Annotated in this window: 22 protein-coding genes, 1 pseudogene and 1 riboswitch; of the genes and pseudogenes, 20 read left to right on the plus strand and 3 right to left on the minus strand. The window is 70.9% G+C overall.

Going from position 1 to position 24179, the window contains the following annotated elements; all coding sequences use genetic code 11:
• Positions 1–4: 4 nt before the first annotated feature.
• On the minus strand, positions 5–946 hold the full coding sequence (locus NOO62_RS36580; protein WP_268775090.1) for an alpha/beta fold hydrolase: 942 nt from the start codon (positions 944–946) through the stop codon (positions 5–7).
• 184 nt (positions 947–1130) lie between these two features.
• On the opposite strand from NOO62_RS36580, the gene NOO62_RS36585 reads away from it, so the two are divergent.
• From NOO62_RS36585 to pstS, 4 genes are all read left to right on the plus strand, one after another.
• Complete coding sequence (locus tag NOO62_RS36585) at positions 1131–1790, plus strand: HAD family hydrolase (protein WP_268775091.1); 660 nt, start codon at positions 1131–1133, stop codon at positions 1788–1790.
• A gap of 94 nt (positions 1791–1884) precedes the next feature.
• Positions 1885–3105 carry an acyl-CoA dehydrogenase family protein gene (locus tag NOO62_RS36590; RefSeq protein WP_268775092.1) on the plus strand — a complete coding sequence of 407 codons (1221 nt, stop codon included), beginning with the start codon at positions 1885–1887 and terminating at the stop codon, positions 3103–3105.
• Positions 3102–3872, plus strand: a complete 771-nt coding sequence (locus NOO62_RS36595; protein WP_268775093.1) for an SDR family oxidoreductase — start codon at positions 3102–3104, stop codon at positions 3870–3872. Before NOO62_RS36590 ends, NOO62_RS36595 begins: the two co-directional genes overlap by 4 nt.
• Positions 3873–4009: 137 nt before the next feature.
• Positions 4010–5173 carry a phosphate ABC transporter substrate-binding protein PstS gene (gene pstS, locus NOO62_RS36600; RefSeq protein WP_268775094.1) on the plus strand — a complete coding sequence of 388 codons (1164 nt, stop codon included), beginning with the start codon at positions 4010–4012 and terminating at the stop codon, positions 5171–5173.
• Positions 5174–5247: 74 nt separating this feature from the next.
• Here pstS and NOO62_RS36605 read toward each other — a convergent pair whose 3' ends face one another.
• Positions 5248–5643, minus strand: coding sequence for a RidA family protein (locus NOO62_RS36605; protein ID WP_268775095.1), 396 nt, complete (start codon positions 5641–5643; stop codon positions 5248–5250).
• Positions 5644–5740: 97 nt separating this feature from the next.
• Here NOO62_RS36605 and NOO62_RS36610 point away from each other — a divergent pair.
• The 16 genes and pseudogenes from NOO62_RS36610 (at position 5741) to NOO62_RS36685 (ending at position 22853) form a co-directional block, all read left to right on the plus strand.
• A pseudogene (locus tag NOO62_RS36610) lies at positions 5741–6630 on the plus strand (helix-turn-helix transcriptional regulator).
• A 182-nt stretch (positions 6631–6812) separates the two neighbouring features.
• A riboswitch (cobalamin riboswitch) is annotated at positions 6813–6993 on the plus strand.
• A gap of 221 nt (positions 6994–7214) precedes the next feature.
• Positions 7215–8714 carry a CoA-acylating methylmalonate-semialdehyde dehydrogenase gene (locus NOO62_RS36615; protein WP_268775096.1) on the plus strand — a complete coding sequence of 500 codons (1500 nt, stop codon included), beginning with the start codon at positions 7215–7217 and terminating at the stop codon, positions 8712–8714.
• A gap of 14 nt (positions 8715–8728) precedes the next feature.
• Complete coding sequence (locus tag NOO62_RS36620; RefSeq protein WP_414931042.1) at positions 8729–9874, plus strand: acyl-CoA dehydrogenase family protein; 1146 nt, start codon at positions 8729–8731, stop codon at positions 9872–9874.
• A complete protein-coding gene (locus tag NOO62_RS36625; protein ID WP_268775098.1) occupies positions 9871–10947 on the plus strand; it encodes an enoyl-CoA hydratase/isomerase family protein in 1077 nt (358 codons plus the stop codon). Before NOO62_RS36620 ends, NOO62_RS36625 begins: the two co-directional genes overlap by 4 nt.
• Positions 10944–11888, plus strand: a complete 945-nt coding sequence (mmsB, locus tag NOO62_RS36630; protein ID WP_268775099.1) for a 3-hydroxyisobutyrate dehydrogenase — start codon at positions 10944–10946, stop codon at positions 11886–11888. The genes NOO62_RS36625 and mmsB overlap by 4 nt, the downstream gene beginning before the upstream one ends.
• 273 nt (positions 11889–12161) lie before the next feature.
• Entirely contained in the window at positions 12162–12611 is a 450-nt protein-coding gene (locus NOO62_RS36635) for a ferredoxin (RefSeq protein ID WP_321170639.1), read from the plus strand.
• Positions 12612–12743: 132 nt separating this feature from the next.
• The gene (locus NOO62_RS36640) at positions 12744–13517 is read left to right on the plus strand and encodes a class I SAM-dependent methyltransferase (protein ID WP_268775100.1); all 774 of its coding nucleotides are present in this window, start codon (positions 12744–12746) and stop codon (positions 13515–13517) included.
• Between the two features lie 86 nt (positions 13518–13603).
• Positions 13604–14623, plus strand: coding sequence for a FecCD family ABC transporter permease (locus NOO62_RS36645; protein WP_268775948.1), 1020 nt, complete (start codon positions 13604–13606; stop codon positions 14621–14623).
• A complete protein-coding gene (locus tag NOO62_RS36650; RefSeq protein ID WP_268775101.1) occupies positions 14624–15451 on the plus strand; it encodes an ABC transporter ATP-binding protein in 828 nt (275 codons plus the stop codon). It begins immediately after the preceding gene.
• The gene (locus tag NOO62_RS36655) at positions 15448–16476 is read left to right on the plus strand and encodes an ABC transporter substrate-binding protein (protein ID WP_268775102.1); all 1029 of its coding nucleotides are present in this window, start codon (positions 15448–15450) and stop codon (positions 16474–16476) included. The genes NOO62_RS36650 and NOO62_RS36655 overlap by 4 nt, the downstream gene beginning before the upstream one ends.
• A 92-nt stretch (positions 16477–16568) precedes the next feature.
• Positions 16569–17729, plus strand: coding sequence for a pyridoxal-phosphate dependent enzyme (locus tag NOO62_RS36660; protein WP_268775949.1), 1161 nt, complete (start codon positions 16569–16571; stop codon positions 17727–17729).
• Positions 17726–18967 (plus strand): ATP-grasp domain-containing protein, encoded by a 1242-nt coding sequence (locus NOO62_RS36665; RefSeq protein WP_268775103.1) that lies wholly within the window; start codon positions 17726–17728, stop codon positions 18965–18967. The genes NOO62_RS36660 and NOO62_RS36665 overlap by 4 nt, the downstream gene beginning before the upstream one ends.
• Positions 18964–20193 carry an MFS transporter gene (locus NOO62_RS36670; protein ID WP_268775104.1) on the plus strand — a complete coding sequence of 410 codons (1230 nt, stop codon included), beginning with the start codon at positions 18964–18966 and terminating at the stop codon, positions 20191–20193. The genes NOO62_RS36665 and NOO62_RS36670 overlap by 4 nt, the downstream gene beginning before the upstream one ends.
• A gap of 128 nt (positions 20194–20321) precedes the next feature.
• Positions 20322–21521 carry an acyl-CoA dehydrogenase family protein gene (locus NOO62_RS36675; protein ID WP_268775105.1) on the plus strand — a complete coding sequence of 400 codons (1200 nt, stop codon included), beginning with the start codon at positions 20322–20324 and terminating at the stop codon, positions 21519–21521.
• A gap of 137 nt (positions 21522–21658) precedes the next feature.
• Positions 21659–21904 (plus strand): class I SAM-dependent methyltransferase, encoded by a 246-nt coding sequence (locus tag NOO62_RS36680; RefSeq protein WP_268775106.1) that lies wholly within the window; start codon positions 21659–21661, stop codon positions 21902–21904.
• Position 21905: 1 nt separating this feature from the next.
• Positions 21906–22853, plus strand: coding sequence for a hypothetical protein (locus NOO62_RS36685; protein WP_268775107.1), 948 nt, complete (start codon positions 21906–21908; stop codon positions 22851–22853).
• Between the two features lie 10 nt (positions 22854–22863).
• Here NOO62_RS36685 and NOO62_RS36690 read toward each other — a convergent pair whose 3' ends face one another.
• Positions 22864–24099: a serine hydrolase domain-containing protein gene (locus tag NOO62_RS36690; protein ID WP_268775108.1), complete on the minus strand. Its 1236-nt coding sequence runs from the start codon at positions 24097–24099 to the stop codon at positions 22864–22866.
• Positions 24100–24179: the final 80 nt, after the last annotated feature.

The raw sequence follows: 24179 nt of genomic DNA on the forward strand, positions 1-24179 counted from the left end.
GCTATCAGCCGACCTGGGAGAGGAAGTCGAGGAGAGCAGCGTTCACCTCGTCGGGCCGCTGCTGCTGGATCCAGTGGCCGCCGCCTTCGAGCACGATGTGGCCGCGCTGATCGGTCAGCATGTGGTCGAGGTCCTTCGCCGGCATGAACTGGCCGACGGGGTCCTTGGAGCCGGTGAGGAACAGTGAGGGCTGGGTGACGCGGCGGTCGGCCAGGTGCTCGGTGAGCTCCCAGTTGCGGTCGAGGTTGCGGTAGTAGTTGAGCCCGCCGGTGAACCCGGTGCGCTCGAACGTCTCGACGTAGTAGGCGAGTTCCGCCTCGTCGAGCCACGGCGGGGGCGACGACGGCTCGTCGTGCTGCTCGGCCCAACGGGCGGAGTAGATCTCCTTCGCCACGAGCGTCCTGCGCACGTTGCGGCCGAGGGCCGCGTCCGCCGCGCCGGGCTCCTGGAACCACACCATGTAGAAGTCCTCGCCGAGCCGCTTGCGCAGGATCGGGATCGGGGGAGCCGGGGCCCGCCGCGTCACCGGCACGCTCATCCCGGCGACGGCCCGCACCCGCTCCGGGCGGGCCAGGGCCATCTGCCACACCACCATGGCACCCCAGTCGTGCCCCACGAAGACGGCGTCGTCCGCGCCCACGTCGTCGAGGACCGCGGCCAGGTCGCCGCAGAGCGTCAGGATGTCGTACGCCTCGACGTCGGCAGGCCGCGAGCTCCCGCCGTACCCCCGCATGTCGGGGACGAGGACGCGGTACCCCGCGCTCGCCAGCGCGAAGACCTGGTGACGCCAGGAGAACGCCAGCTCAGGGAAGCCATGGCACAGGACCACCGGAGGCCTGCCCGGCCGCGCCTCACCATGGTCGAAGACGCGGAGTGTGATGTCGCCCGAGGTGACCTCGCGCGTCGCGACGCGCTCCCACTCGGCGCGGGTGACGTGTGTCGGCATGTGCAGAACCTCCGTGGTCCGCGCTCTGAACTTGACGTTGGATTCAATATACAAGCCGAAGCGGTCGTCCGGCGGGCGCGGCGGCCTCTCGCACTCTTGAACCTGAACCCGGATTCAAATACGTTGACGGAACTCAAAGCGGCCCAAGGCGGCTCAAGGCGCGTCGGCGACGACGAGGGGTGACATGAACGTACGGGTACGCACGGCGGTCCTGTTCGACTTCGGCGGGGTGCTGACCACCAGCGTCGTCACCGCCTTCGAGGAGCTCGGCACGGAAATCGCCGACGATCCGGAACTGTTGCTACGGCTCCTCTCCAAGGACGAGGAGAGCAGCGCCCTGCTCGTGGCGCACGAGGAAGGCCGCATCAAGGAGTCGGAGTTCGAGAACGGCCTCGCGGCGCGGCTGCGGGCCCACGGCGCGCCGGTCGAGGGCCCCGGGCTCGTGCGCCGCATCCAGACAGGACTGCGCCCCGACCCCGACATGATCACTCTCGTGGCAACGCTCCGGGCCGAGGGGCGACGCGTGGGCCTGCTCTCCAACTCCCTCGGAGACCGCTGCTACGAAGGCTTCGACCTGCCCGCGATGTTCGACGCCGTCACGGTGTCCGGGGAGATCGGCGTGCGCAAGCCGTCCCGCCGCGCCTACGCCGTCGCCTGCGAGCGTCTCGGCGTACGGCCCGAGGACACCGTGATGGTGGACGACTTGCCGCAGAACATCGTCGCGGCGGAGCGGCTCGGCATCGCCGGCGTCGTACACCGCGACGCTCCCACGACCGCGACCGGGCTGGCGAAACTCCTCGCACCGCCGTCCGCGGACGGGCGGAGCGGGCCGCGGCGCAGCTGAGGAAAACCCCTGCGCCCGGACCCGGCTCCGGACCAGGATCCGGACGAGACTCCGGACCAGGATTGCCTGACCCACCACCGTTGGAGGACGACCCGTGTTCGACGTGACCGACAGGGCCAAGGAGTACCAGGAGCGGCTGCTCGCCTTCATGGACGAGCACGTCTACCCCGCCGAGGCGGTGTACGAGGCCCAGATGGCGGAGTCGGGCGACCCGCACTTCCACCCGCCGGTCCTCGAGGAGCTCAAGGCGGAGGCGAGGAAGCAGGGTCTGTGGAACCTCTTCCACCCGCACCCCGAGTGGGGCCCGGGCCTGACCAACCTGGAGTACGCCACGCTGGCCGAGATCATGGGCCGCAGCGCGCACCTCGCCCCCGAAGCCACCAACTGCAACGCGCCGGACACCGGCAACATGGAGGTCCTCACGCTCTTCGGCACCGAGGAGCACAAGGAGAAGTGGCTGAAGCCGCTGCTCGCCGGTGAGATCGCCTCCGCGTTCGCCATGACCGAGCCCGCCGTCGCCAGCTCCGACGCCCGCAACATCGAGATGCGGATGGTCCGCGACGGCGACGACTACGTACTCAACGGCCGCAAATGGTGGACCTCCAACGCCCTGCACAAGAACTGCCGGGTGCTCATCGTCATGGGCAAGACCGACCCGGACGGGCCGGGCCACCGCCAGCAGAGCATGATGGTCGTCCCGCTCGACACCCCCGGCGTCACGGTCCTGCGCAACCTCCCCGTCTTCGGCTACCAGGACCGCGAGGGCCACGCGGAGGTGCTCTTCGAGGACGTACGCGTCCCCGCCACGGCACTGCTCGCGGGCGAGGGCGACGGCTTCATGATCAGCCAGGCGCGGCTCGGCCCCGGCCGCATCCACCACTGCATGCGCACGATCGGCATGGCGGAGCGTGCGCTGGACCTGATGATCGACCGCGCCCGGTCCCGTACGACGTTCGGGGCGCCGCTCGCCGACCGGGCGAACATCCAGGACTGGATCGCCGAGTCCCGCGTCGAGATCGACATGGCGCGCCTGCTGACCCTCAGGGCCGCGTACCTGATGGACACCGTCGGCAACAAGGAGGCGCGGACGGAGATCGCCGCCATCAAGGTCGCCGCGCCCGAGGTCGCGCTCAAGGTCGTCGACCGGGCCATCCAGGTGCACGGCGGCGCCGGTGTCAGCGACGACTTCCCGCTCGCCAGCATGTACGCCCATCTGCGCACCCTGCGGCTCGCGGACGGTCCGGACGAGGTGCACAAGCGCGCCATCGCCCTGCGGGAACTGCGCCGCCGCGACAACGAGCGGACGGGCCGATGAGCGCGCCGCGTGCCCCGCAGGGCTCCCTGTCCGGGAAGGTCGCCGTCGTCACCGGCGCCTCGCGGGGCATCGGACTCGCGGCGGCCGCCGCGCTGCGCGACCGCGGGGCGCAGGTCGTCGTCACCTCGCGCAGCGAGGAGCGAGCCAAGGAGGCGGCGTCCCGACTCGGCGACGGGGTGACCGGCTTCGGCGCCCACGCCACCGACGAGGACGCCGCGCGCGCCTGCGTCGAGCACACCGTCGCGACGTACGGCAGCCTCGACATCCTCGTCAACAACGCCGGTACGAACCCCGCGTACGGCCCGGTCGTCGACCAGGACCACGGGCGCTTCGCCAAGACGATGGACGTCAACCTCTGGGCGCCGATCCTGTGGACGTCGCTCGCGGTGAAGGCGTGGATGGGCGAGCACGGCGGCTCCGTCGTCAACACCGCCTCCATCGGCGGCCTCTCGGTCGCCCAGGACGTCGGCATCTACCACGTCTCCAGGGCCGCGCTCATCCACCTCACCAAGCAACTCGCCCTGGAGCTCGCCCCGAAGGTCCGCGTCAACGCCATCGCTCCAGGAGTGGTCCGCACGAAGCTCGCCGAGGCGCTGTGGGAGGAGAACGAGGCCCGGGTCGCCGCGGCCACCCCGCTGGGCCGCATCGGCGAACCCGAGGACCTGGGGGAGGCCGTGGCGTTCCTCGCCGGGGACGGCGCCCGCTGGATCACGGGGGAGACCCTGGTGGTGGACGGCGGCCAGCTCCTCGGGGGCGGCCCGCTGTAACGCTCCGCCTACCGCATGTCCTCCGTACCGCAGGACGTCGCCCGATGTTCGCCCCCGCGTCACCCGCCCGATCCGCGAGTGGGCGAACATCTGGGGTCAGGTCGAGATCCATTTCGCGGTACCCCGAGGGGACAACGTTGCAACGCCCACGTCCAGGACGTACGTACCACCGAGGAGGGGGAGCGCGTGTCGCGGTCTCCCTCACGGCTCTGCTGTCGCTGTTACTGACGGGCTGCGGTGTCGCGGGCCTCGGGGGCGACGGTGACGACGGGGGCGGGGACGAGGGGGCGGCCGCGGGTGCCGCCGCCATCGCCGGGATCGACTGTGCCGACGCGGGCAAGGTCCAGGGGACCGGGTCGAGCGCTCAGCAGAACGCGATGAAGTACTGGATCAAGCACTACCAGCGCGCGTGCCCGAAGGTGCGGATCGCCTACAACCCGATCGGGTCCGGCGCGGGCGGCGCGCAGTTCCTGCGGGGGGCGACCGCGTTCGGCGGCTCCGACAGCGCGCTCAAGCCGGACGAGATCGAGCGCTCGAAGGACGTCTGCCGGGGCGGGCGGGCCATCGACCTGCCCATGGTCGGCGGCCCCATCGCGATCGGCTACGACGTGCCGGGCGCCGACGACCTGGTGCTCGACGCGCCCACCCTCGCCAAGATCTTCGACCGGAGGATCACCGAGTGGGACGACCCGGAGATCCGGCGGCTCAACCCGGGCGCCGAGCTGCCGGCGATGCCCATCCGTCCCGTGCACCGGTCGGACGACTCCGGCACGACCCAGAACTTCCAGGCCTACCTCGCGGGCGCGGCCCCCGCGGCCTGGCCCCACCCGGTGGCCAAGTCCTGGCAGGGGAGGGGCGGCGCGTCCGCGAGCGGGTCGAGCGGCGTCGCCTCGGAGGTGACCTCCGGCGTCGGAGCGATCGGATACTTCGAGCTGTCCTTCGCGCGGGCCCGTCAGATCAAGACGGTGAACATCGACACGGGCGCGCCGACCCCGGTCGCACCGACTCCCGCGACGGCGTCGGCGGGCATCGCGGCCGCTCAGGTCGCCGGCCAGGGCAAGGACATGAAACTGAAGTTCCGCTACGGCGTCTCGACGCCAGGCGCGTACCCGATCGTCCAGGTCACCTACGAGATCGTCTGCGACAAGGGCAACCCCCAGGCGACCCTGCCCGCGCTCAAGTCGTTCCTGACCTACACCGCGAGCAAGGCAGGACAGAAGGACCTGTCCCGCCTGAACTACGCCCCCCTGCCGGAGACGGTCGCCGGACAGGTACGCGACGTGGTGGACACACTCTCCTGACGCGGGCGTCGACTTCGGCCCTGAAGGTGGCGTCGGCGGGCAGTCGAGCGCGCCCGCCTCGTCCACGGCCGCACCTACGCCACCGCGGTCCCCTCCAACTCGACCAGCTGGCCGGGGACCGCCAGGCGCGTCACCCCGAGCATCGTGGTGGTCGGTGCGACGTCGGCGGCGGCCAACCGGCCTGCCAGGACGCCGTAGTGCTGGAAGAGCAGGTCGACGTCGGTCGTGTAGACGTTGAGGCGGACGAGGTTCGCGAGGGACATGCCGGACTCGGTGAGCACCGCCTTCACGTTGTCGACGCTCAGCGCCAGTTGCGCGGCCATGTCACCGTCGTGTTCGGGCTTGCCTGCGCCGCTCATCGCGGTCTGACCCGAGATGTACAAGGTGCGTGCGTGCCCGGAGACGAGCTCGCCCTGGTTGAAGCCCATCTCCGTCGACCAGGTCACCGGGTTGACTGCGTTTCGTTCCATGATCTCGCTCGCTCCATTCGGTCTGCTTCGCATCGCTTGCAGGAGCCTCGCAGCAATACATGACATCCCTCGTCATGTATTTCGCCAGGGTTTTCGTATGCGCGCCGACCGACTGGTTTTCCTGGTGCTCCTCCTGCGTCGGCGCGGCCGGATGACGGCGGACGCGCTCGCCGGTGAGCTGGAGGTGTCCACCCGCACAGTGCTGCGCGACATGGAAGCGCTCTCCGTGGCCGGTGTCCCCGTCTACGCCGAGCGCGGCCGAAACGGCGGGTTCGCGCTGCTGCCGGACTTCCGGACGGCACTCACCGGACTGAACCACGACGAGGCGCTCGCCCTTCTGGTCGCCGGATCACGGCGCGGCGCGCAGCTGTTCGGCCTCGGCTCGGCGCTCGCCTCGGCCATGCTGAAGGTGTTCGACGCGCTGCCCGAGAGCCTCAAGGGCTCCGCGGCGGGCGCGGCCCAACGCTTGCTCATCGACCCGGAGACGGACCTCCTCGCGCGCCGCGTCGACAGCGAAGACCTGCCCGAGGCGATCGTGGCCGAGGTCCGGCGCGCGGTGTTCGCCGGGCACAGGCCGCGCATCCACTACACGGCTGTGGGCCAGGCTCCGAAGTGGCACTCGACGAACCCGCGCGGCGACCGGAAGCGGTCGACCTGGACCGCGCCTGGCAGGAACGCAACACGCGGTTCCGCGACGGCGGCGACGACCGGGTCACCGTGCGGGTAAGGGTGGCCCCGGAACGTCGCAAAGACCTCGTGGCCACGGCGCTGGCAGTGTGCGACGAGGACGGAGAGGACGAGGGGCGGCTGTGGTTGGGCCTCGTCTTTCAGAATGCCCGGCACGCCGAGTGGGCCCTGTGGCAGCTCACCACGCATGCCGAGGTCCTGGCCCCGGAGTGGTTGCGCACGTCGCTGCACGACCGTGCCGCCGCGATCGCCGCGCTCTACGCGCCGCCGCCTCGCCGAGAAGACCGCTCAGGGCGGTGAGTATCCGGTCCTGCACGTGGGCAGCAGAGGGTCCGCGTGCCAGCCCGACGGGGAGGAGCCTCATCAAGTTGAAGGACGGTCAGTAACCGACGATCGACCGTTGCGGCGGCGCCCCTTCGTCCCGTCGTCCTGCCGCCCCCGCCGAAAGTGGGGGTGGACTTACTAGGACGTCCAACTATATGTTCGTGACCAGAGCCCGCGGTGCAGGGAAGCCGGTGTGAATCCGGCGCGGTCCCGCCACTGTGACCGGGAAGTGCGTTCTCGCCGAGCGATACGCCACTGACGGAGAAGTTCCGTCGGGAAGGCGGGAGAACGCGCGCTGATCCGGGAGTCAGGATACCGGCCGCGGGGTGTTCCGTGTTGTCCACGAGGATGGAGCAGACACGCATGGCACCGGTCCGTACCCACGACCCAGGTGAACCGGCGAAGCGAGCGACGACCCCGGCCCCGGCCCCGGTCCGCGCTCGACTCCACGACGGCTTCTAGCCTTCGCGTCCCACGACAGAACCGCCCGCCCGCCTCACCCGGTGGCGCCGTCGGCCTGTCGTGCCATCCCCGGACTCACCTGACGAGAGCAGGCTCTCATGGTCCGTGAACTGACACACTTCATCGGCGGCAAGCGCGTACCCGGCACGTCCGGGCTCTTCGCCGACGTGTACGACCCCAACTCCGGTGCCGTACAGGCACACGTGCCGCTGGCCGGACGCGAAGAGACCACCGCGGCGATCGCCGACGCCCACGCCGCCCAGCGCGCATGGGGCGAGTGGAATCCGCAGCGGCGCGCCCGCGTGCTGCTGCGGTTCCTGCAACTCGTCGAAGGAGAGCGGGAATCACTCGCACAGCTGCTCTCCGGCGAACACGGGAAGACCGTCGCCGACGCCCACGGCGACCTGCAACGCGGCCTTGAGGTCGTTGAGTTCGCGGCCGGGATCCCGCACCTGCAGAAGGGGGAGTTCACCGACAACGCCGGCTCCGGCATCGACGTGCACTCCCTGCGCGTACCCCTCGGCGTCACCGCGGGCATCACCCCGTTCAACTTCCCCGCGATGATCCCGCTGTGGAAGGCGGCCCCCGCACTGGCCTGCGGAAACTCCTTCATCCTCAAGCCGTCCGAACGGGCACCCTCCGTGCCGCTCCGGCTCGCCGAACTGTTCCTGGAGGCGGGCCTGCCGCCCGGCGTCCTGAACGTCGTCAACGGCGGCAAGGACGCCGTGGACATCCTCCTGGAAGACTCACGCGTGCAAGCGCTCGGCTTCGTCGGCTCCACTCCTGTCGCCGCGCACATCTACGCCACCGCCGCCGCGCACGGCAAACGCGCCCAGTGCTTCGGCGGCGCCAAGAACCACATGATCGTGATGCCGGACGCCGACCTCGACCAGGCCGTGGACGCCCTCATCGGCGCCGGGTACGGCTCGGCGGGGGAGCGCTGCATGGCCATCGCGGTCGCCGTCCCCGTCGGCGAGGAGACCGCCGACGCGCTCGTCAACCGGCTCAAGGAACGCGTCGCCGAGCTGCGCATCGGGCGTTCCGACGACCCGGAGGCCGACTTCGGGCCGCTGGTCAGCCGCGACGCGCTCGACCGGGTTCGCCGCTACGTGGACATCGGCGTCAACGAAGGCGCCGAACTCGTCGTGGACGGGCGCGACTTCACCCTCCCCGGGCACGAGAACGGCTTCTTCGCCGGAGCCACCCTCTTCGACCGCGTCTCACCGCGCATGCGGATCTACCGCGAGGAGATCTTCGGCCCGGTGCTGTGCGTGACCCGCGCCGCGGACTACGAGGCGGCCCTGCGCCTGCCCAGCGAACACCCCTACGGCAACGGCGTCGCCATCTTCACCAGGGACGGCGACACCGCCCGCGACTTCACGCGCCGCGTCGGCGCCGGCATGGTCGGCGTCAACGTGCCGATCCCCGTCCCGGTGGCGTACCACACGTTCGGCGGCTGGAAGCGGTCCGGCTTCGGCGACCTCAACCAGCACGGCCCCGACGCCGTCCGCTTCTACACCCGCACCAAGACCGTCACCTCGCGCTGGCCCTCCGGAGCCAGGGAAGGCGCGAGCTTCACCATCCCGACGATGGGATGACGGCGATGACCAGCATGGCCACAGCCCTCACCAAGGACCAGCTCGCCCTGGCCGAGGTCACGCTCGACTTCGCCGACGAGCACCTCGCCCCGCACGCCGTCGCCTGGGACCGCGACAAGCACTTCCCCGTCGACGTGCTGCGCAAGGCCGCCGAACTCGGCCTCGGCGGTGTCTACGTACGCGAGGAGCACGGCGGTTCGGGACTCGGCCGCACCGACGGCACCCTCGTCTTCGAGGCCCTCGCCACCGGCTGCCCCTCCATCGCCGGCTACCTCTCCATCCACAACATGGTCGCCTGGATGATCGACCGGTACGGCGACGGGGACCAGCGCGCCCGCTGGCTGCCGGACCTGTGCACCGCGGCATCGCTGGGCAGCTACTGCCTCACCGAGCCGGGCGCCGGATCGGACGCCGCCGCCCTGCGGACCCGCGCCGAACGCGACGGCGACACTTATGTCCTCACCGGCGTCAAACAGTTCATCTCCGGAGCGGGCGCCTCGCACGTGTACGTCGTCATGGCCCGCACCGGCGAGGAAGGCCCCGGCGGCATCTCCGCGTTCGTCGTCGAACGCGACGACCCCGGCCTCACCTTCGGCGCCGACGAACGCAAAATGGGCTGGAACGCCCAGCCCACCCGCCAAGTGCTCCTCGACGGCGTGCGCGTGCCCACCGACCGGCGCCTCGGCAAGGAGGGCGAGGGTTTCCGCATCGCCATGAGCGGCCTCAACGGCGGACGGCTCGGCATCGCCGCCTGCTCCCTGGGCGGCGCCCAGAGCGCACTGCACCGCAGCCTGGCCCACCTCGCCGACCGTGAGGCGTTCGGCGCGTCCCTCCTGGACGCCCAGGCGCTGCGGTTCCGGCTCGCCGACATGGCCACCGAGCTGACCGCCGCCCGCGCGCTGGTGCGCCAGGCCGCGGACGCGCTCGACCGGAACGACCCGCGCGCCCCGCAGCTGTGCGCCATGGCCAAGCGATTCGCCACCGACACCGGGTACTCCGTGGCCGACCGCGCCCTCCAACTGCACGGAGGCTACGGCTATTTGAGCGAGTACGGCATCGAGAAGATCGTCCGGGACCTGCGGGTCCACCAGATCCTGGAAGGAACCAACGAGATCATGCGCCTGATCGTGGCCCGCGGACTGACCGAGGCCGTCCGATGACGGCGGCCGAGGACTCCGTGTCGACGTACGTCGAGGGCCGAGCAGGCCGCCTGATCCTCAACCGCCCCAAGTCCCTCAACGCCCTCACCCACGCCATGGTGCTCCGCATCGACGAGGCGCTGGCCGCCTGGGAACAGGACCCCGCCGTGGAGACCGTCGTCCTCACCGGCGCGGGGGACCGCGGGCTGTGCGCGGGCGGCGACATCCGGTCCATCCACGAGGACGTCACGACCGGCGACGGAGGGGCTACGCGGGACTTCTGGCGCGACGAGTACCGCCTCGACGCGCGCATCGCCCGCTACCCGAAGCCGTTCGTCGCCGTCATGGACGGCATCGTGATGGGCGGCGGAGTCGGCGTCTCTGCGCACGCCGCCGTGCGCGTGGTCACCGAACGGTCCCGGGTGGCCATGCCGGAGACGGGCATCGGCTTCGTTCCGGACGTCGGCGGCACATACCTCCTGAGCCTCGTGCCCGGTGGCCTCGGCGCCCATATCGCCTTGACGGGCGCGCAGTTGGCGGCGGGCGACGCGCTCAGGTGCGGGCTCGCCGACCACTTCGTACCGTCGTCGTCGCTGCCCGGCCTGATCGCCGACCTCGCCGAGTCACCGGTACGTGAGGTCCTGGCGCGGTACGTCGAGGACGCGCCGCCCGGTCAACTCGCCGACGAGCGGCAGTGGATCGACCACTGCTACGCCGCCGACACCGTCGAGGAGATCGTCGACCGTCTCCACGCGGACGGCTCACGCGCCGCGAAGGAAGCCGCCGAAACGCTGCTCGGCCGCTCGCCGACGGCACTGAAGGTGACCCTGGAGGCGCTGCGGCGCGCACGTGAACTGGGGTCGCTCGAAGCGGTGTTGGGGCAGGAGTACCGCGTGTCGTGCGCCGCCCTCACCGCACCCGACCTCGCGGAGGGCATCCGCGCCCAGGTCATCGACAAGGACCGCTCGCCGCGCTGGAACCCCGGCACGCTCGCCGAGGTGACCGCGGACGACGTCGTACGTTTCTTCGCGCCGCTCGGAGACCGGGAACTCGGCCTGGACGGTGGCACCGTGACGCAGGAGGTGGCGTGGTGAACGGGACCACGGAATCGGGATCGTCAGGAACGGCGGAGTCACTGACGGCAAGCACCGTCGCGTTCATCGGCCTCGGCAACATGGGCGGGCCGATGGCCGCGAACCTGGTCGCCGCGGGACACCGCGTCGTAGGCCACGACCTGTCGGCCGACGCGCTGGCCGCCGCGGCGCGGAGGGGAGTGGTGCCCGCCGCCTCGGCCGTCGAGACGGTACCCGGCGCCGACGTCGTGATCACCATGCTCCCCGCCGGACGCCACGTCCTCGCGCTCTACCGTGACGAGGGACTGCTCGCCGCGGCCGCGCCGGGCACGCTGTTCGTCGACTGCTCCACCATCGACGTCACGGACGCCCGTACCGCGCACGAGGCCGCGGTCGCCGCGGGCCACCGCGGCCTGGACGCACCGGTCTCCGGAGGTGTGGTGGGGGCCGAGGCAGGCACGCTGACGTTCATGGCGGGCGGCGGCGCGGACGAGTTCGCGGAGGCGGAACCCCTGCTCGCCGCGATGGGGAAGCGTGCCGTGCACTGCGGGGACGCCGGTGCCGGGCAGGCTGCGAAGATCTGCAACAACATGATCCTCGGCGTCTCGATGGTCGCCGTCAGCGAGGCCTTCGTACTCGGCGAGAGCCTGGGCCTGACCGCCCAGGCACTCTACGACGTGGCCTCCACCGCATCCGGCCAGTGCTGGGCGCTCACCTCCAACTGCCCCGTGCCGGGCCCGGTCCCCGCGAGCCCCGCCAACCGGGACTATCAACCCGGCTTCGCCGCCGCCCTCATGGCGAAGGACCTCGGCCTGGCGGCGGGGGCGGCACGCGCGACGGGCGTGGACGCCACACTCGGCCTGCGCGCGGCCGAACTGTACGAGGAGTTCGCAGCGGAGGGCGGGGCGGACCGCGACTTCTCGGCGATCGTGCGGGCGATCCGGAGGCGCTCGGACCGCTGAGAGCCTGTGTCATAACTCGCTGCGCCTTCATGGGTGTGAGCGTGTCCTCAGCGGGCAATCGATGTGTGGGTCCCGCCGTGTCTCCCCCGTCGCGGCGGGGCCTGCCGAGTTTCCGAGGGGGGGGATTCCGGTGCCGCATCGGGGCAGCGGGCGACCCCGTTCAGCGCGGACGGGACCGTGCGGAACGAGTACCGGCCCCCCGCCCATGCAGGACCGTAGGGTTTCGTTCACCGCGCCACGGCTACCCGTCCCGCACCGAAAGGAGGGGTCCCCGTGACAGCCACGACAACCCCGCCAGGCGTCCAGGCGAGGCCGACCGCGGTGTACGACACGTCCATGACCGCGTCCGCGACCCCAGCGACGAAGGAGCCGGAGGAGCCCAGCCACAAGGACCTCGTCCGCTATCTGGAGGACCGGTTCGCCTGTGCACAGGCCTGCGACGACTGCGCACGCGTATGCCTCGTGCGTGAGGGTCCTGCCGAGCCGGGAGACGCGCCCCGCCTCAACACCGCCTGCGCGGACGTGTGCGAGGCGACGTCCCGCGTCCTGGCCGAACAGAGCGACCAGGACGAGCAACGCGTCCGCATGCAGGTCGAGTGGTGCCGCGCGATCTGTCTCCAGTGCGCCTCCCTCTGCGACCTGCACCCCGCGTCCGCCGCCTGCGCGGAAGCCTGCCGCCGCTGCGCGAAGGCATGCGACGCCTTCCTGACGACGCTGGGCTGACAGGCGGGCGGGGCGGCCGCCAGTAAACCGGTCGGCACGGGCCGGGAACCAGAAGCGCTGCCCGTCCGACCACTGTTCCAGAGTCCCCACGCGGTCACGCGCACCCACGCTCTGGAACGAGGTAGCAGCCCCATGAACTGGTACGAGGACGACGATTTCTGGTCGGACTTCGCCGAGACCATGTTCTCCGAGCGCAGGCGCGCGGAGGTGGAGGCCCTCGTCGACGGAGCGCCGCTGCTCCGCTTCCCGGCCGGGAGCCGGGTCCTCGACCTGTGCTGCGGACCCGGCCTGTACCTCGTGCCGCTGGCCCGCGGCGGCGGCGAGGTCACCGGGGTCGACCTCAGCCCCGCCATGCTGAAGCGCGCCGGCGCCGCGTGCGAGGCGGCGGGCGTCGACGTCCGGCTGGTACGAGGGGACATGCTGACGCACGTCGAGCCGGAGACGTACGACGTCGTGCTCAACCTCTTCACCTCGTTCGGCTACTTCGACGACCCACTGGACAACGAACGCGTACTGCGCAACGCCCACGACTCGCTCGTACCGGGCGGACGGCTGCTCATCGACGTCATGGGCAAGGAAGTCCTCGCGGGCTGGATCGGCCGACCCCAGGTCGTCGACCTCGACGGCGGCGCGTACGTGCTGCAGCGCGACACCGTCCTGGACAGCTGGACCCGGCTGCGCACCGACTGGACGCTGGTCCGCGACGGGGAGGCGCGCGAGGCGTCTATCACCTCCTTCCTCTACAGCGCGGCCGAGCTGACCGCGCTCTTCGAGGCGACCGGCTTCACCGACGTGCGCTGTTACGGCGACTTCGACGGCGGCCCGTACGACAACCACTCCAAACGGCTCATCGTGACCGGCACCCGGCCGGAACTCGCCTCGCGGGTGAACGAGAAGACTTCGTGACCGAGGCGACATCCGCGACGCCACCCGCGAGCCGCGCCGCACCGCACCGGCCCGCCGAGGAGCGGCCCGCGGGCCGCGGCAGGCTCCTGACCACGCTCGTGACACTCTCCGCGACACTCGTGGCCTCCGTCCTAGCCGGTATCGCGCTGGGACCGACCGTCGTACCGCTCGGCGACGTCGTGCACTTCCTCACCGCGGCACTCACCGGAGGCAGCATCGACGCGGACGACGCGTCGGGGTACGCCATCGTCTGGCACGTGCGCACGCCACGGGTCCTGCTGGCCGCGGTCGTGGGAGCCGGGCTCTCCGTCGTCGGCGTCGCCATCCAGGCGCTGGTGCGCAACGCCCTCGCGGATCCGTTCGTGCTCGGCATCTCGTCCGGCGCCTCGGTGGGGGCCACCGCCGTCGTCGTGTTCGGGGTCTTCGCCGGACTCGGGGTCTGGGCCCTCTCGGCCGCCGCCTTCCTCGGCGCTCTCGGCGCGACCGTGCTGGTGTACCTGGCCGCGCGCGGACCGCTCGGGCTCACGCCGCTGCGGCTGGTGCTGACCGGAGTGGCGCTGGCGTACGGCTTCCAGGCGCTCATGAGCGTGCTGGTGTTCCTCGCGCCGAACGGGCAGGCCGCGCGCACCGTGCTCTTCTGGCTGCTCGGCAGTCTCGGCTCCGCGACCTGGGAGTCCCTGCCCCTGGTGACGGCGGCGGTGCTCGTCGCGGTCGTCGTACTCCTGCGGCACAGCCGGTCGCTCGACGTGCTGTCGCTCGGCGACGAGACCGCGGCGAGTCTGGGCGTGGACGCGGACGCGTTGCGCCGCGGCCTCTTCGTGCTCACCGCCGCCGTCACCGGCCTGATCGTCGCGGTCAGCGGCGCGATCGGCTTCGTCGGCCTCGTCCTGCCGCACGTGGTGCGGATCTGGGTCGGCTCCACGCACCGGCGGGTCCTCGCCGTCGCGCCGCTCGCCGGCGCCTGCTTCATGGTGTGGGTCGACCTCGTGGCCCGTACCGCCTTCGCCCCCGAGGAACTGCCGCTCGGGGTGATCACCGCGCTGATCGGCGTGCCGGTGTTCGTCGTCCTGATGCGCCGCCGCGGCTATCTCTTCGGAGGCCGGTAGATGGTTCTCTCCCTCCGCGAACTGACCGTCGAGGCGGCCGGACGCGCCCTCGTCGACCGGCTCGACCTCGACGTGGCAGCCGGTTCGATCGTCGGACTCGTCGGCCCCAACGGCAGCGGCAAGTCGACCGCGCTGCGCTGCGTCTACCGCGCGCTGAAGCCGACCTCCGGAGCCGTACTGCTCGACGGCACCGACCTGACCTCCCTGAAACTCCGCGACAGCGCCCGCTCCGTCGCCGCCCTCACCCAGGAGAGCCACACCGAACTCGATTTCACCGTCGAGGAAGTGGTCGCCCTCGGCCGCGCCCCGCACGCGCAGGGCAACCACCCCCTGACCGCCCGCGAACGGGAACTGTGCGACGAGGCGATGGACCGGCTCGACGTCGCCCACCTCGCCGACCGCAGCGTCCTGAGCCTCTCCGGCGGCGAGCGCCAACGCGTACTCGTGGCGCGCGCCCTCGCCCAGGAGCCCCGCCTCCTGGTCCTCGACGAGCCCACCAACCACCTCGACGTACGCCACCAGGTGGAGCTGCTGTCCTTCCTGCGCGGCTCCGGGCTGACCGTGTTCACGGCCCTGCACGACCTCAATCTGGCGGCGCAGGTCTGCGACCGGATCGCCGTGCTCGCAGCGGGATGCCTGGTCGCAGCCGGTGACCCGGCCGAGGTGCTCACCCCCGAGCTGGTGCGCAAGGTGTTCGGCGTCGACGCGGTCGTCGTACCGCACCCGCGTACGGGCCTCCCGCAACTCCTCTACGACCTCGCCCCGGCCCGGGTCGACCCCCTCATCCCCACGCCCGCCTCCCCGTCCCCGGAAGGACCCCACTCGTGACCCGACCACCGTTCCCCCGCGCCCTCGCCGCCGGGCTGCTGGCCACCGGGCTCCTGCTGACCGGCTGCGGCGCCGAGGTCGAATCGGCGGCCGGCAGCGAGCCCGGCACCGGCGCAGGCAAGGGCGCCGTCACCGTCACCGTCTCCAACTGCGGCAAAGACATCACGTACACCCGCCCCGAGCGCGCGATCGCCTACGACGTGAGCGGCGCGGAGAAGATGTTCGCCCTGGGGCTCGCCGACCGCATGCGCGGCTACGTCATGAACAAGCTCGGCGACCCGTCCATCAAGGGCTCGCCCTGGCGCGAGAAGTACGCCGACGTCGACCGCCTCGGCAACGAACGCATCACCCGCGAGATCGTCGTCGACGCGAAGGCCGACTGGGTCCTCGCCGGCTGGAACTCCGGCTTCAGCGAGGAACGCGGCATCACGCCCGCCCTGCTGGACAAGGTCGGCGTCGCCAGCTACCTGCACACCGAGACCTGCTGGGACTACGGCAACAAGAGCGTCGACACGTCGCCGCTCCAGGCGCTCTACACGGACCTGGACAACCTGGGGAAGATCTTCGGCGTCGAGAAGCGGGCCGACGAACTGGTCGGCGACCTCAAGAAGCGGGTCGCCGCACTGAAGAAGACGTGGCCCGCGAAGGGCGACCCGGCCAAGGTGTTCGTCTACGACTCCGGCACCGACCAGCCGTTCACGGCGGGGCGGCACGCCGCGCCCGACGACATCATCACCGCCGCCGGGGGCGTCAACGTCTTCGGGGACCTCGACAAGGGGTGGACGACGGTCGGCTGGGAGCCGGTCATCAAGGCGAAGCCCGAGGTCATCGTGATCGTCGACTACGCCGACCAGCCCGCGAAGGACAAGATCGCCTACCTCAAGAAGCTGCCGAGCCTGAAGTCCGTACCTGCGGTGCGGAACAACCGCTTCCACGTGATGTCGTACGGCGATGTCGTCAGCGGTCCCCGCAACGTCGCGGGAGCCGAGGACCTGGGCCGCTACCTGCGTTCGGTCGGGCGGTGACGGCGACCGTGACCCCCACGCACACCGACGCCACGCCCCTCGACGCGCGCCTTTCCTCGTACGAACCCGGGACCGCCCCGGTCCACGACCACATCACCGACGCGATAAAGGCCCCGGACCTCCTGCGGCTGTCGGACAACGTCGTACTCGCCCGTTTCGAGACCCTCAAGGTCTACGCCGCCCTCGGCGCGGTCCGTACCCTCCTCGAACGCGGAACCGTGAAACCCGGCCAGACCCTCGTCGACAGCTCCAGCGGCATCTACGCCCTCGCCCTTGCCATGGCCTGCCACCGCTACGGCCTGCACTGCCACATCGTCGCCTCCACCACGGTCGACGCCACGATGCGCGCCCAACTGGAGGTGCTCGGCGCCACCGTGGACCAGATGCCGCCCTCCGAGGACCTGCGACTCGACCAGGAGGGCAGGGTCAGACGCGTCCGACGACTGCTCGCCGAGCGGCCCGGCATGCACTGGATGCGGCAGTACCACGACGCCGTCCACTACACCGGCTACCGGGAGTTCGCCGCCCTCGTCGACCGCGCGCTGCCCGACGTACCACTGACCGTGGTCGGTGCCGTCGGGACCGGCTCCTCCAGCGGCGGACTCGTCGAGGCGCTGCGCGGGCGGGACCGCGACGTGCGCCTGCTGGGCGTGCAGCCCTTCGGCAGCGTCACGTTCGGCAGCGAGGGGTTCAGCGACCCGGAGGCGATCATCGCGGGGATCGGCAGCTCCATCCCCTTCGACAACGTCCACCACGACCTGTATGACACCCTCCACTGGCTCGACTTCCGGCACGCCATGGCGGGCGCGGTGGGACTGCTGCGCGACCACGCCGTGTTCGCCGGCCTGTCGACCGGTGCGGCGCACCTGGCCGCGGGCTGGGAGGCCGCGCGTGACCCCGAGCGCACGCATCTGGTCATCGGCGCCGACACGGGACACCGCTACACCGACCGCGTCTTCGCCCGCCACCGCGAGGCACTCGACCCGCGCACCCTGAAACCGCACCAGATCACCGACCTCGCGGACCTCACACCGCCCTGGTCGGCGATGGAGTGGAACCGGCGGCGGTACGAGGTACGCCGCGGGGGAGCCGTACCGGCGTCGGCGAAAGCCCATCCCATACGCGTGACCGATGCGCCGCCCCAGCTCGTACATGCGACGGAGGCGAAGCCCCAGCTCGTACGAGCGACAGACCCCCTCACCCTTGCGAGCGACCCGCTCGGCGTACCGCCCCAGGAGGACCAGGCACCGTGACCATCGCCGCACTCGAAGCACTCACCTTCGGCCTGGGCCGCCTCATCGAGGCGGCGGGCAACGCCGGGCACCGCCTGTGCCTGCTCACCGGCGACCGCGACGTCTACCGTCACGAACTCGCCCACCTCGCCCCCGGGGCACTCGACATCATCGACATCGACACCAACGACGCCGGGGCCTGCGCGGCCGCCCTGTCGGCCTTGCCCGACCTGAGCGGGCTCATCAACTCGACCGACACCTGGAGCGTGCCCGGCGCCGACCTCGCCGCCAAGTTCGGCCTGCCGGGGCCGGACCCGAGCGCGGTCCGACTGCTGCGCGACAAGAGCCGGGTGCGCGCGCTCCTCCACGAGCGGGGCCTGAGCGGAAGCCGCGCCGTGGCCGTTCCTGCGTGGATCTCCTCGGCCGCCGACATCCTCCGCGAGGTCGGCCTGCCCGCCATCCTCAAGGACTCCGCGGGCACGTCCTCCCGCAACGTATGGCCGGTGCGGGACGAGCGGCAGCTGCACGCCGCGCTCGCCGAGGCGTCACAACTCCCTTTCAACGGGCAGCTGTTCGCGGAGCGCTTCTTCTCCGGTCCTGTCTACAGCGCGGAGACCCTCGGCTGGGAGGGCGAGACGAAACTGCTCGGTGTCCTGAGCCGCCAGATGTCACCCGAGCCCTCCGTCCGCGAGGAGGCAGCGGCGTTCCCGGTGGCCTTCCCGCTCCCCGAGCTCGGCCGCATCGAGGACTGGGCGGGACGCGTACTGGCCGCCGCGGGCCACGACAGCGGCTTCGCACACGTGGAGTTCGTCCTCACCGCGGACGGCCCTGAGCTCGTGGAGATCAACCGCCGCATCGGCGGCGCCCTCGTCGGCGAGGCCCTGTGCCGGGCCCTGGACACCAACGTCTACGACGCGATGGTCGACACGGCGCTCGGCCGCCGCCCCGCACTCCTGGACGCGGTGACGCCCGGCACCGCCCCCGGCGGCCCGGCCACGGCTTTCGTCCTCGTCTACCCCGACCGCCCCGGCACCCTCACCGGCTGGACCGGCCTCGACGGCCTGTCGGCGTTCCCCGGCACGCCCGAGTGGTATCCCACCGCGCTCCCGGGGCGCCGCGTGGAACACCTGAGCGACCAGCGCGGATGTACGGGAATCGTGCTGGCCGAGGCCGAAACCGCCGAACTGGCCCTGCACAGGGCGCTCAGCGCGGCCGGCAGCATACGCCCGACCGTCGTGGGCGACGACGACCGAGAATGACCCCGCCGCCCCACCCGCCGACACCGACCCGCCTCGCACCCTTCGCCCAGTTCACCGGCCCCCAGTACTTCCTCCTCACCGGGTCCTTCCTCATACCCCTGGGCAGCTTCGCCGTGCTGCCCTTCATGTCGGTCCTGCTGCACGAACGGCTCGGCATAGGACTCGGCGCCGTCGGCGTGGTGCTTGCCGTCGCCTCGTTCGTACAGTTCTCGGGCGGTGTCGTCGGGGCGGCACTCGCCGAACGCATCGGTCTGCGACGCACCATGCTGCTGGCCCTGACGATCCGCACGGCGGGCTTCGCGGCATTCCTGCCGGGCCTGAGCAGGCCGACGTGGGCGGTCGCGGCGCTGTTCCTCGTCTCCATCGGGGCCGCGCTCTACCTGCCCGCGAACAAGGCGTACCTGGTCACGGGGGTGACGGAGGACCGGCGTGCCCCGCTCCTCTCCGCGAGCGGCTCGGCGCTCAACGCGGGTATCGCACTGGGCCCGATCGCGGCCGCACCCTTCGTCCTCACGGCGTCGGCGGGCCTCTTCACCGCGGTCACCGTACTGTTCGCTCTGATCACGGCGGGCCACGCGCTGCTGCCGGAGGCGATCCCGGAGGCGCCTGCGCAAGCGACTCCGGAGGTCGACCACGGTGAGCGGGAGTCGGGTGCCGAACGGCCCCTCCTCCCCTTCGCGATCACCGTACTGAGCGTGTACGTCTTCATGTTCTTCCAGCACTACCTGGCGCTCTACGCGGTGGGCAGGACATCAACCTTCTTCTACGGCCTGGTCCTCGCCCTCTACGCCCTCCTCCTCGTGGTCACCCAACCCCTCCTGTCGGACTGGATAGCGCACCTGCCCTACCCGCGCGCCCTGCGCATCGGCTTCACCGCCATGGCCACGGGCATGACGGCGCTGGCCGTCGGCCACCCCGCCGCGATCCTCGGAGGGGCCTTGCTCATCTGTGTGGGCGAGGTCGTCCTGTTCCTGAAGAACGACCTCGAAGCGCTGTCGAGGTCCACCCGCTCGCCCGCCGTCGTCTTCGGCCGCCAACGCCTGGCGGCCGGGATCGGCGCGTTCGCCAGCGGAATCGTAGGGGGAGAGGGCTATGCGTGGGCCGAACGCACGGACCATGTGGCTCTGTTCTGGCTTGCGGTCGCGGCGCAGTGCGCGCTGCTGCCGCCGCTGTTGCTCCGCGCCCTGCGCACATCGTCCCGTAACGCCCCCGGCTCCCGTGGCTAGAGCAGCCAGCAGCCAGCAGCCCGCTTCCCTATTTCTGCAACGGGTTCTACTCTGTGCGCCGTCAGGTCCGGGACCGAGCGAGCCGAGCGTCGCGCCAGTAGAGCCTGGCCAGTAGAGCTGGAGGGGCAGTGCACCTCGAATACACGCCTGAGCAACAGCAGTTGCGCACCGAGTTGCGCGCGTACTTCGCCGAGCTGGTTCCGGACGACGCCTCTGCACGGTACGGCGAACCGGCCGCCCAGAAGCGCTTCTACCGGGAGACGGTCCGCCGCCTGGGGTCGGACGGCTGGCTGGGGGTGGGCTGGCCCGAGGAGTACGGCGGCCGGGGCCTGTCGCCCATGGAGCAGTTCATCTTCTTCGACGAGGCGGCGCAGGCGGGCGTACCACTGCCGCTGATGGCGCTGAACACCGTAGGACCGACGATCATGCAGTTCGGAACGGACGAGCAGAAGGCCTACTTCCTGCCGCGGATCCTCTCCGGCGAACTCGACTTCGCCATCGGCTACAGCGAACCCGACGCCGGTACGGACCTCGCCTCGCTGAAGACGAAGGCGGTGCGGGAGGGCGACGAGGAGACCGGTTACTACACGGTCAACGGACAGAAGATCTGGACCACGAACGGCGACACGGCGGACTGGGTCTGGCTGGCCGTCCGCACGGCGACTCCGGAGGAGGGCGTCCCGCTCCACAAGGGCATCACCATGCTCCTGGTCCCCACGAGCGACCCCGGCTACTCCTGCACCCTCATCAACACCCTCGCCTCGCACGACACGACCGCCAGCTACTACGAGAACGTCCGCGTCCCCGTCTCCCGGCGCGTCGGCGAGGAGAACAAGGGCTGGCGCCTGATCACGAACCAGCTCAACCACGAACGCGTCACGCTCGCCGCGCACGGCACCATGGCGATCCGCGCCCTCCACAATGTCCAACGCTGGGCGATGGACACCAAACTGGCCGACGGCCGCCGCGTCATCGACCTCAACTGGGTCCGCGGACGCCTCGCGAAGACCCACGCGAGGCTGGACGCGATGAAGCTCCTCAACTGGCAGATGGTGAACGCCGTCCAGAACGGCACCCTCACTCCACAGGACGCCTCCGCGGTGAAGGTCTACGGCTCGGAGGCGCGCCGCGACGCGTACGCCTGGCTGATGGAGGTCGTCGCCTCGGCCGGCGCCCTGAAAGAGGGCTCGTCGGGCGCGGTCCTCCACGGTGAGCTGGAACGCGGCTACCGCTCGGCGGTGATCTTCACGTTCGGCGGCGGCAACAACGAGATCCAGCGCGAGATCATCTCGTGGATCGGCCTGGGAATGCCGAGGGTCCGCCGCTGAGAACCCGTTGCGTGCCGCTGCGCCCCGTCAAGAGGCAGTCGTACGGCCCCGGTTGAGTACCCTGCGGGCGTGGAGAGCGATACGGACGCGAACACGGAAGACTGGCTGGACGAGATGCCTGGGGAGCGCGGGGTCCTGTGGTTCTCGCTCATCCACATCCCGACGCCGAGATCGCAACGGTCCTCGCGCACTTCCACCGGGTCCTGCGCCCCGGTGGGTCGTTGCTCCTCAGTTTCCACGTCGGGGACGAGCCGAAGCTGAAGACGGAGGGCTACGGCGGCCACCCGATGAAGGTCTACGTCCACCGCCTCGGGGGAATTCTGCTCGCACGACGTCATCCGCAGCGGTCGGCACCCGGCCACGGTCAAGCGAAGGGGTACTGACGTGCGCGCACGAGGCATCAACTACGACACCGGGTTCCTCCCAGGGAAAGAACTCTCCCGCAAGGACTTCACCCCTGAAACGGTCCGGCACGACATGAGGGTGATCGCCGAGGAACTTCACTGTGACGCCGTACGTGTATCAGGACGAGAGCCCGAACGGCTGAGCATCGCTGCCGGGTACGCCGCGGACGCGGGCCTCGAGGTCTGGTTCGCCCCCTTTCCCGTGGACCATCCCCGCGACCGGTTGCTCCCGTACTTCGCCGACTGCGCCGCCCGGGCCGAAGCCGTGCGGGAGGCCGGCGCCGAAGTGGTGTTCGTCGCGGGCTGCGAGGTCAGCGCGTTCTGCGGCGGCTTCCTGCCGGGGAAGACCTACGGCGACCGGCTGCGGACCATGGGCGACGCCGACATGGAGTGGTGGTCCTCCCTCGGACCGGTGCAGGAACGCGTGAACGACTTCCTCTCCGAGGTCGCCGTGACCGTCCGCCCGCACTTCGGCGGGCGCGTCACCTACGCCGCGGCCCCCTGGGAGGCCGTCGACTGGGGCCCGTTCGACGTCGTCGGCGTCGACGCCTACCGGGCCGCCTACAACGCCGACAGCTTCCGCGACGAGCTGCGCGCGCACCTGAGGCACGGCAAGCCCGTCGCCGTGACCGAGTACGGCACCTGCGCGTACCGGGGCGCGGGAGAACGCGGCGGCATGGCCTGGCAGGTGCCGCGCGGCGCGATCCCGGACGAGGACGAGCAGTCGCGCTACTTCACCGAACTGCTGGACGTCTTCGAGGAGGAGGGCGTGGACACCGCGCTCTGGTTCACCTTCGCCGGTTACAGCAGGCCCAGGAAGCACGACCTCGGCTCGTACGGCGTCGTGCGGATGCTCGACGAGAGGCGCTGGGAACCGAAGAAGGTGTTCCACACGATGGCGGCCAGAAACAGCTCGGCACGGCGGTAGTCGGAGCGGTTCAGTCGTCCAACGCTTGGTAGAGCATGGTCCAGAAGTCCCGCATCGCCCGTGCCGAATCAGGGGTGGACATGCCGGTCTGGGTGAGCAGGATGCCCACGAGCTGGTTCTTCGGATCGGCGTACGTCGTCGTACCGGCCCCGCCGTCCCAGCCGAACTGGCCGACGGGCGCGTAGTCGCCCCGGTAGGTGCGCACCGTCATGCCGAAGCCCCAGCCGCCGGTCTGCCCCTGCCCGTGCGACAGATGGACGACGCTGCGGGCCCAGGCCTGCATGGCGGCCGACTGGTCGGGCGTGAGGCGGTTGGTGGTCATCAGCTCGACGGCGGGCCGGGACAGGATCCGCCGGTCGCCGTGCATGCCGTGGTTGAGCAGCATCCGGAAGTAGGCGTGGTAGTCGTCGACGGTGGAGTCGAGCCCGCCGCCGCTGGAGGGGAAGGCCGGCGGAACGCTGTGACGTCCGCCTTCAGCCTCGTCCTCCACGAGGAACTCGCCGGTCTGCGGGTCGGGGGCGTACAGGGGCGGCAGCCGGTGCATCTTGTCGGCGGGCACGTGGAACCCGGTGTCCTTCATCCCGAGCGGTTCGAAGATGCGCTCGCGCAGGAATGTCTCGAACGGTTGGCCCGTGACCCTGGCGACCAGCACTCCGAGCAGATCGTCGCTCACGTTGTACAGCCACCGCTCCCCGGGCTGGTACATCAGCGGGAGCGTGCCGAGGCGCCGCATCCACTCGTCCGGCTCCACCGCCGGCAGCAGCCACCCGTTCTCGCCGTAGACCTTCTGCTCGAAGTAGGCGCGCATCATGGGGGAGCCCATCGCCGTCGTGTTCAGGCCGAGCCCGCTGGTGCAGGTGAGGAGGTCCCGCACGATGATCGGGCGCTGCGCGGGCACGGTGTCGTCCAGCGGGCCGTCGGGCGTCCTCAGGACCTGCCGATCGGCCAGTTCCGGCAGCCACTGATCCACCGGGTCGTCGAGGCGCAGTCGGCACTCGTCCAGCAGGACCATCGTCCCGGCGACCGCGACCGGCTTGCTCGTCGAGGCCATCCGGAAGATGGTGTCCCGTCGCATCGGCGCGCCACCGTCGTGGCGCATCGTCCCGATCGCTTCCACGTGGGTCTCGTCGCCCCGGCCGACGAGGGCCACGAGCCCGGGGATCTTCTTGGATGCGACGTGCGCCTCCAATATCTCGCGCAGTCGACGCAGCCCTGCTTCGGACAAGCCGTTGTTGCCGTTGTTCATCACGGATCTCCTTGCACGCGGTGACCACGATGTCGTGGGACAGCGGGCCGGTTGGGGGGGAGGGGGTGGACTGTGTCGCC

Origin of the sequence: Streptomyces sp. Je 1-369, assembly GCF_026810505.1 — a bacterium.
Classification (GTDB): domain Bacteria; phylum Actinomycetota; class Actinomycetes; order Streptomycetales; family Streptomycetaceae; genus Streptomyces.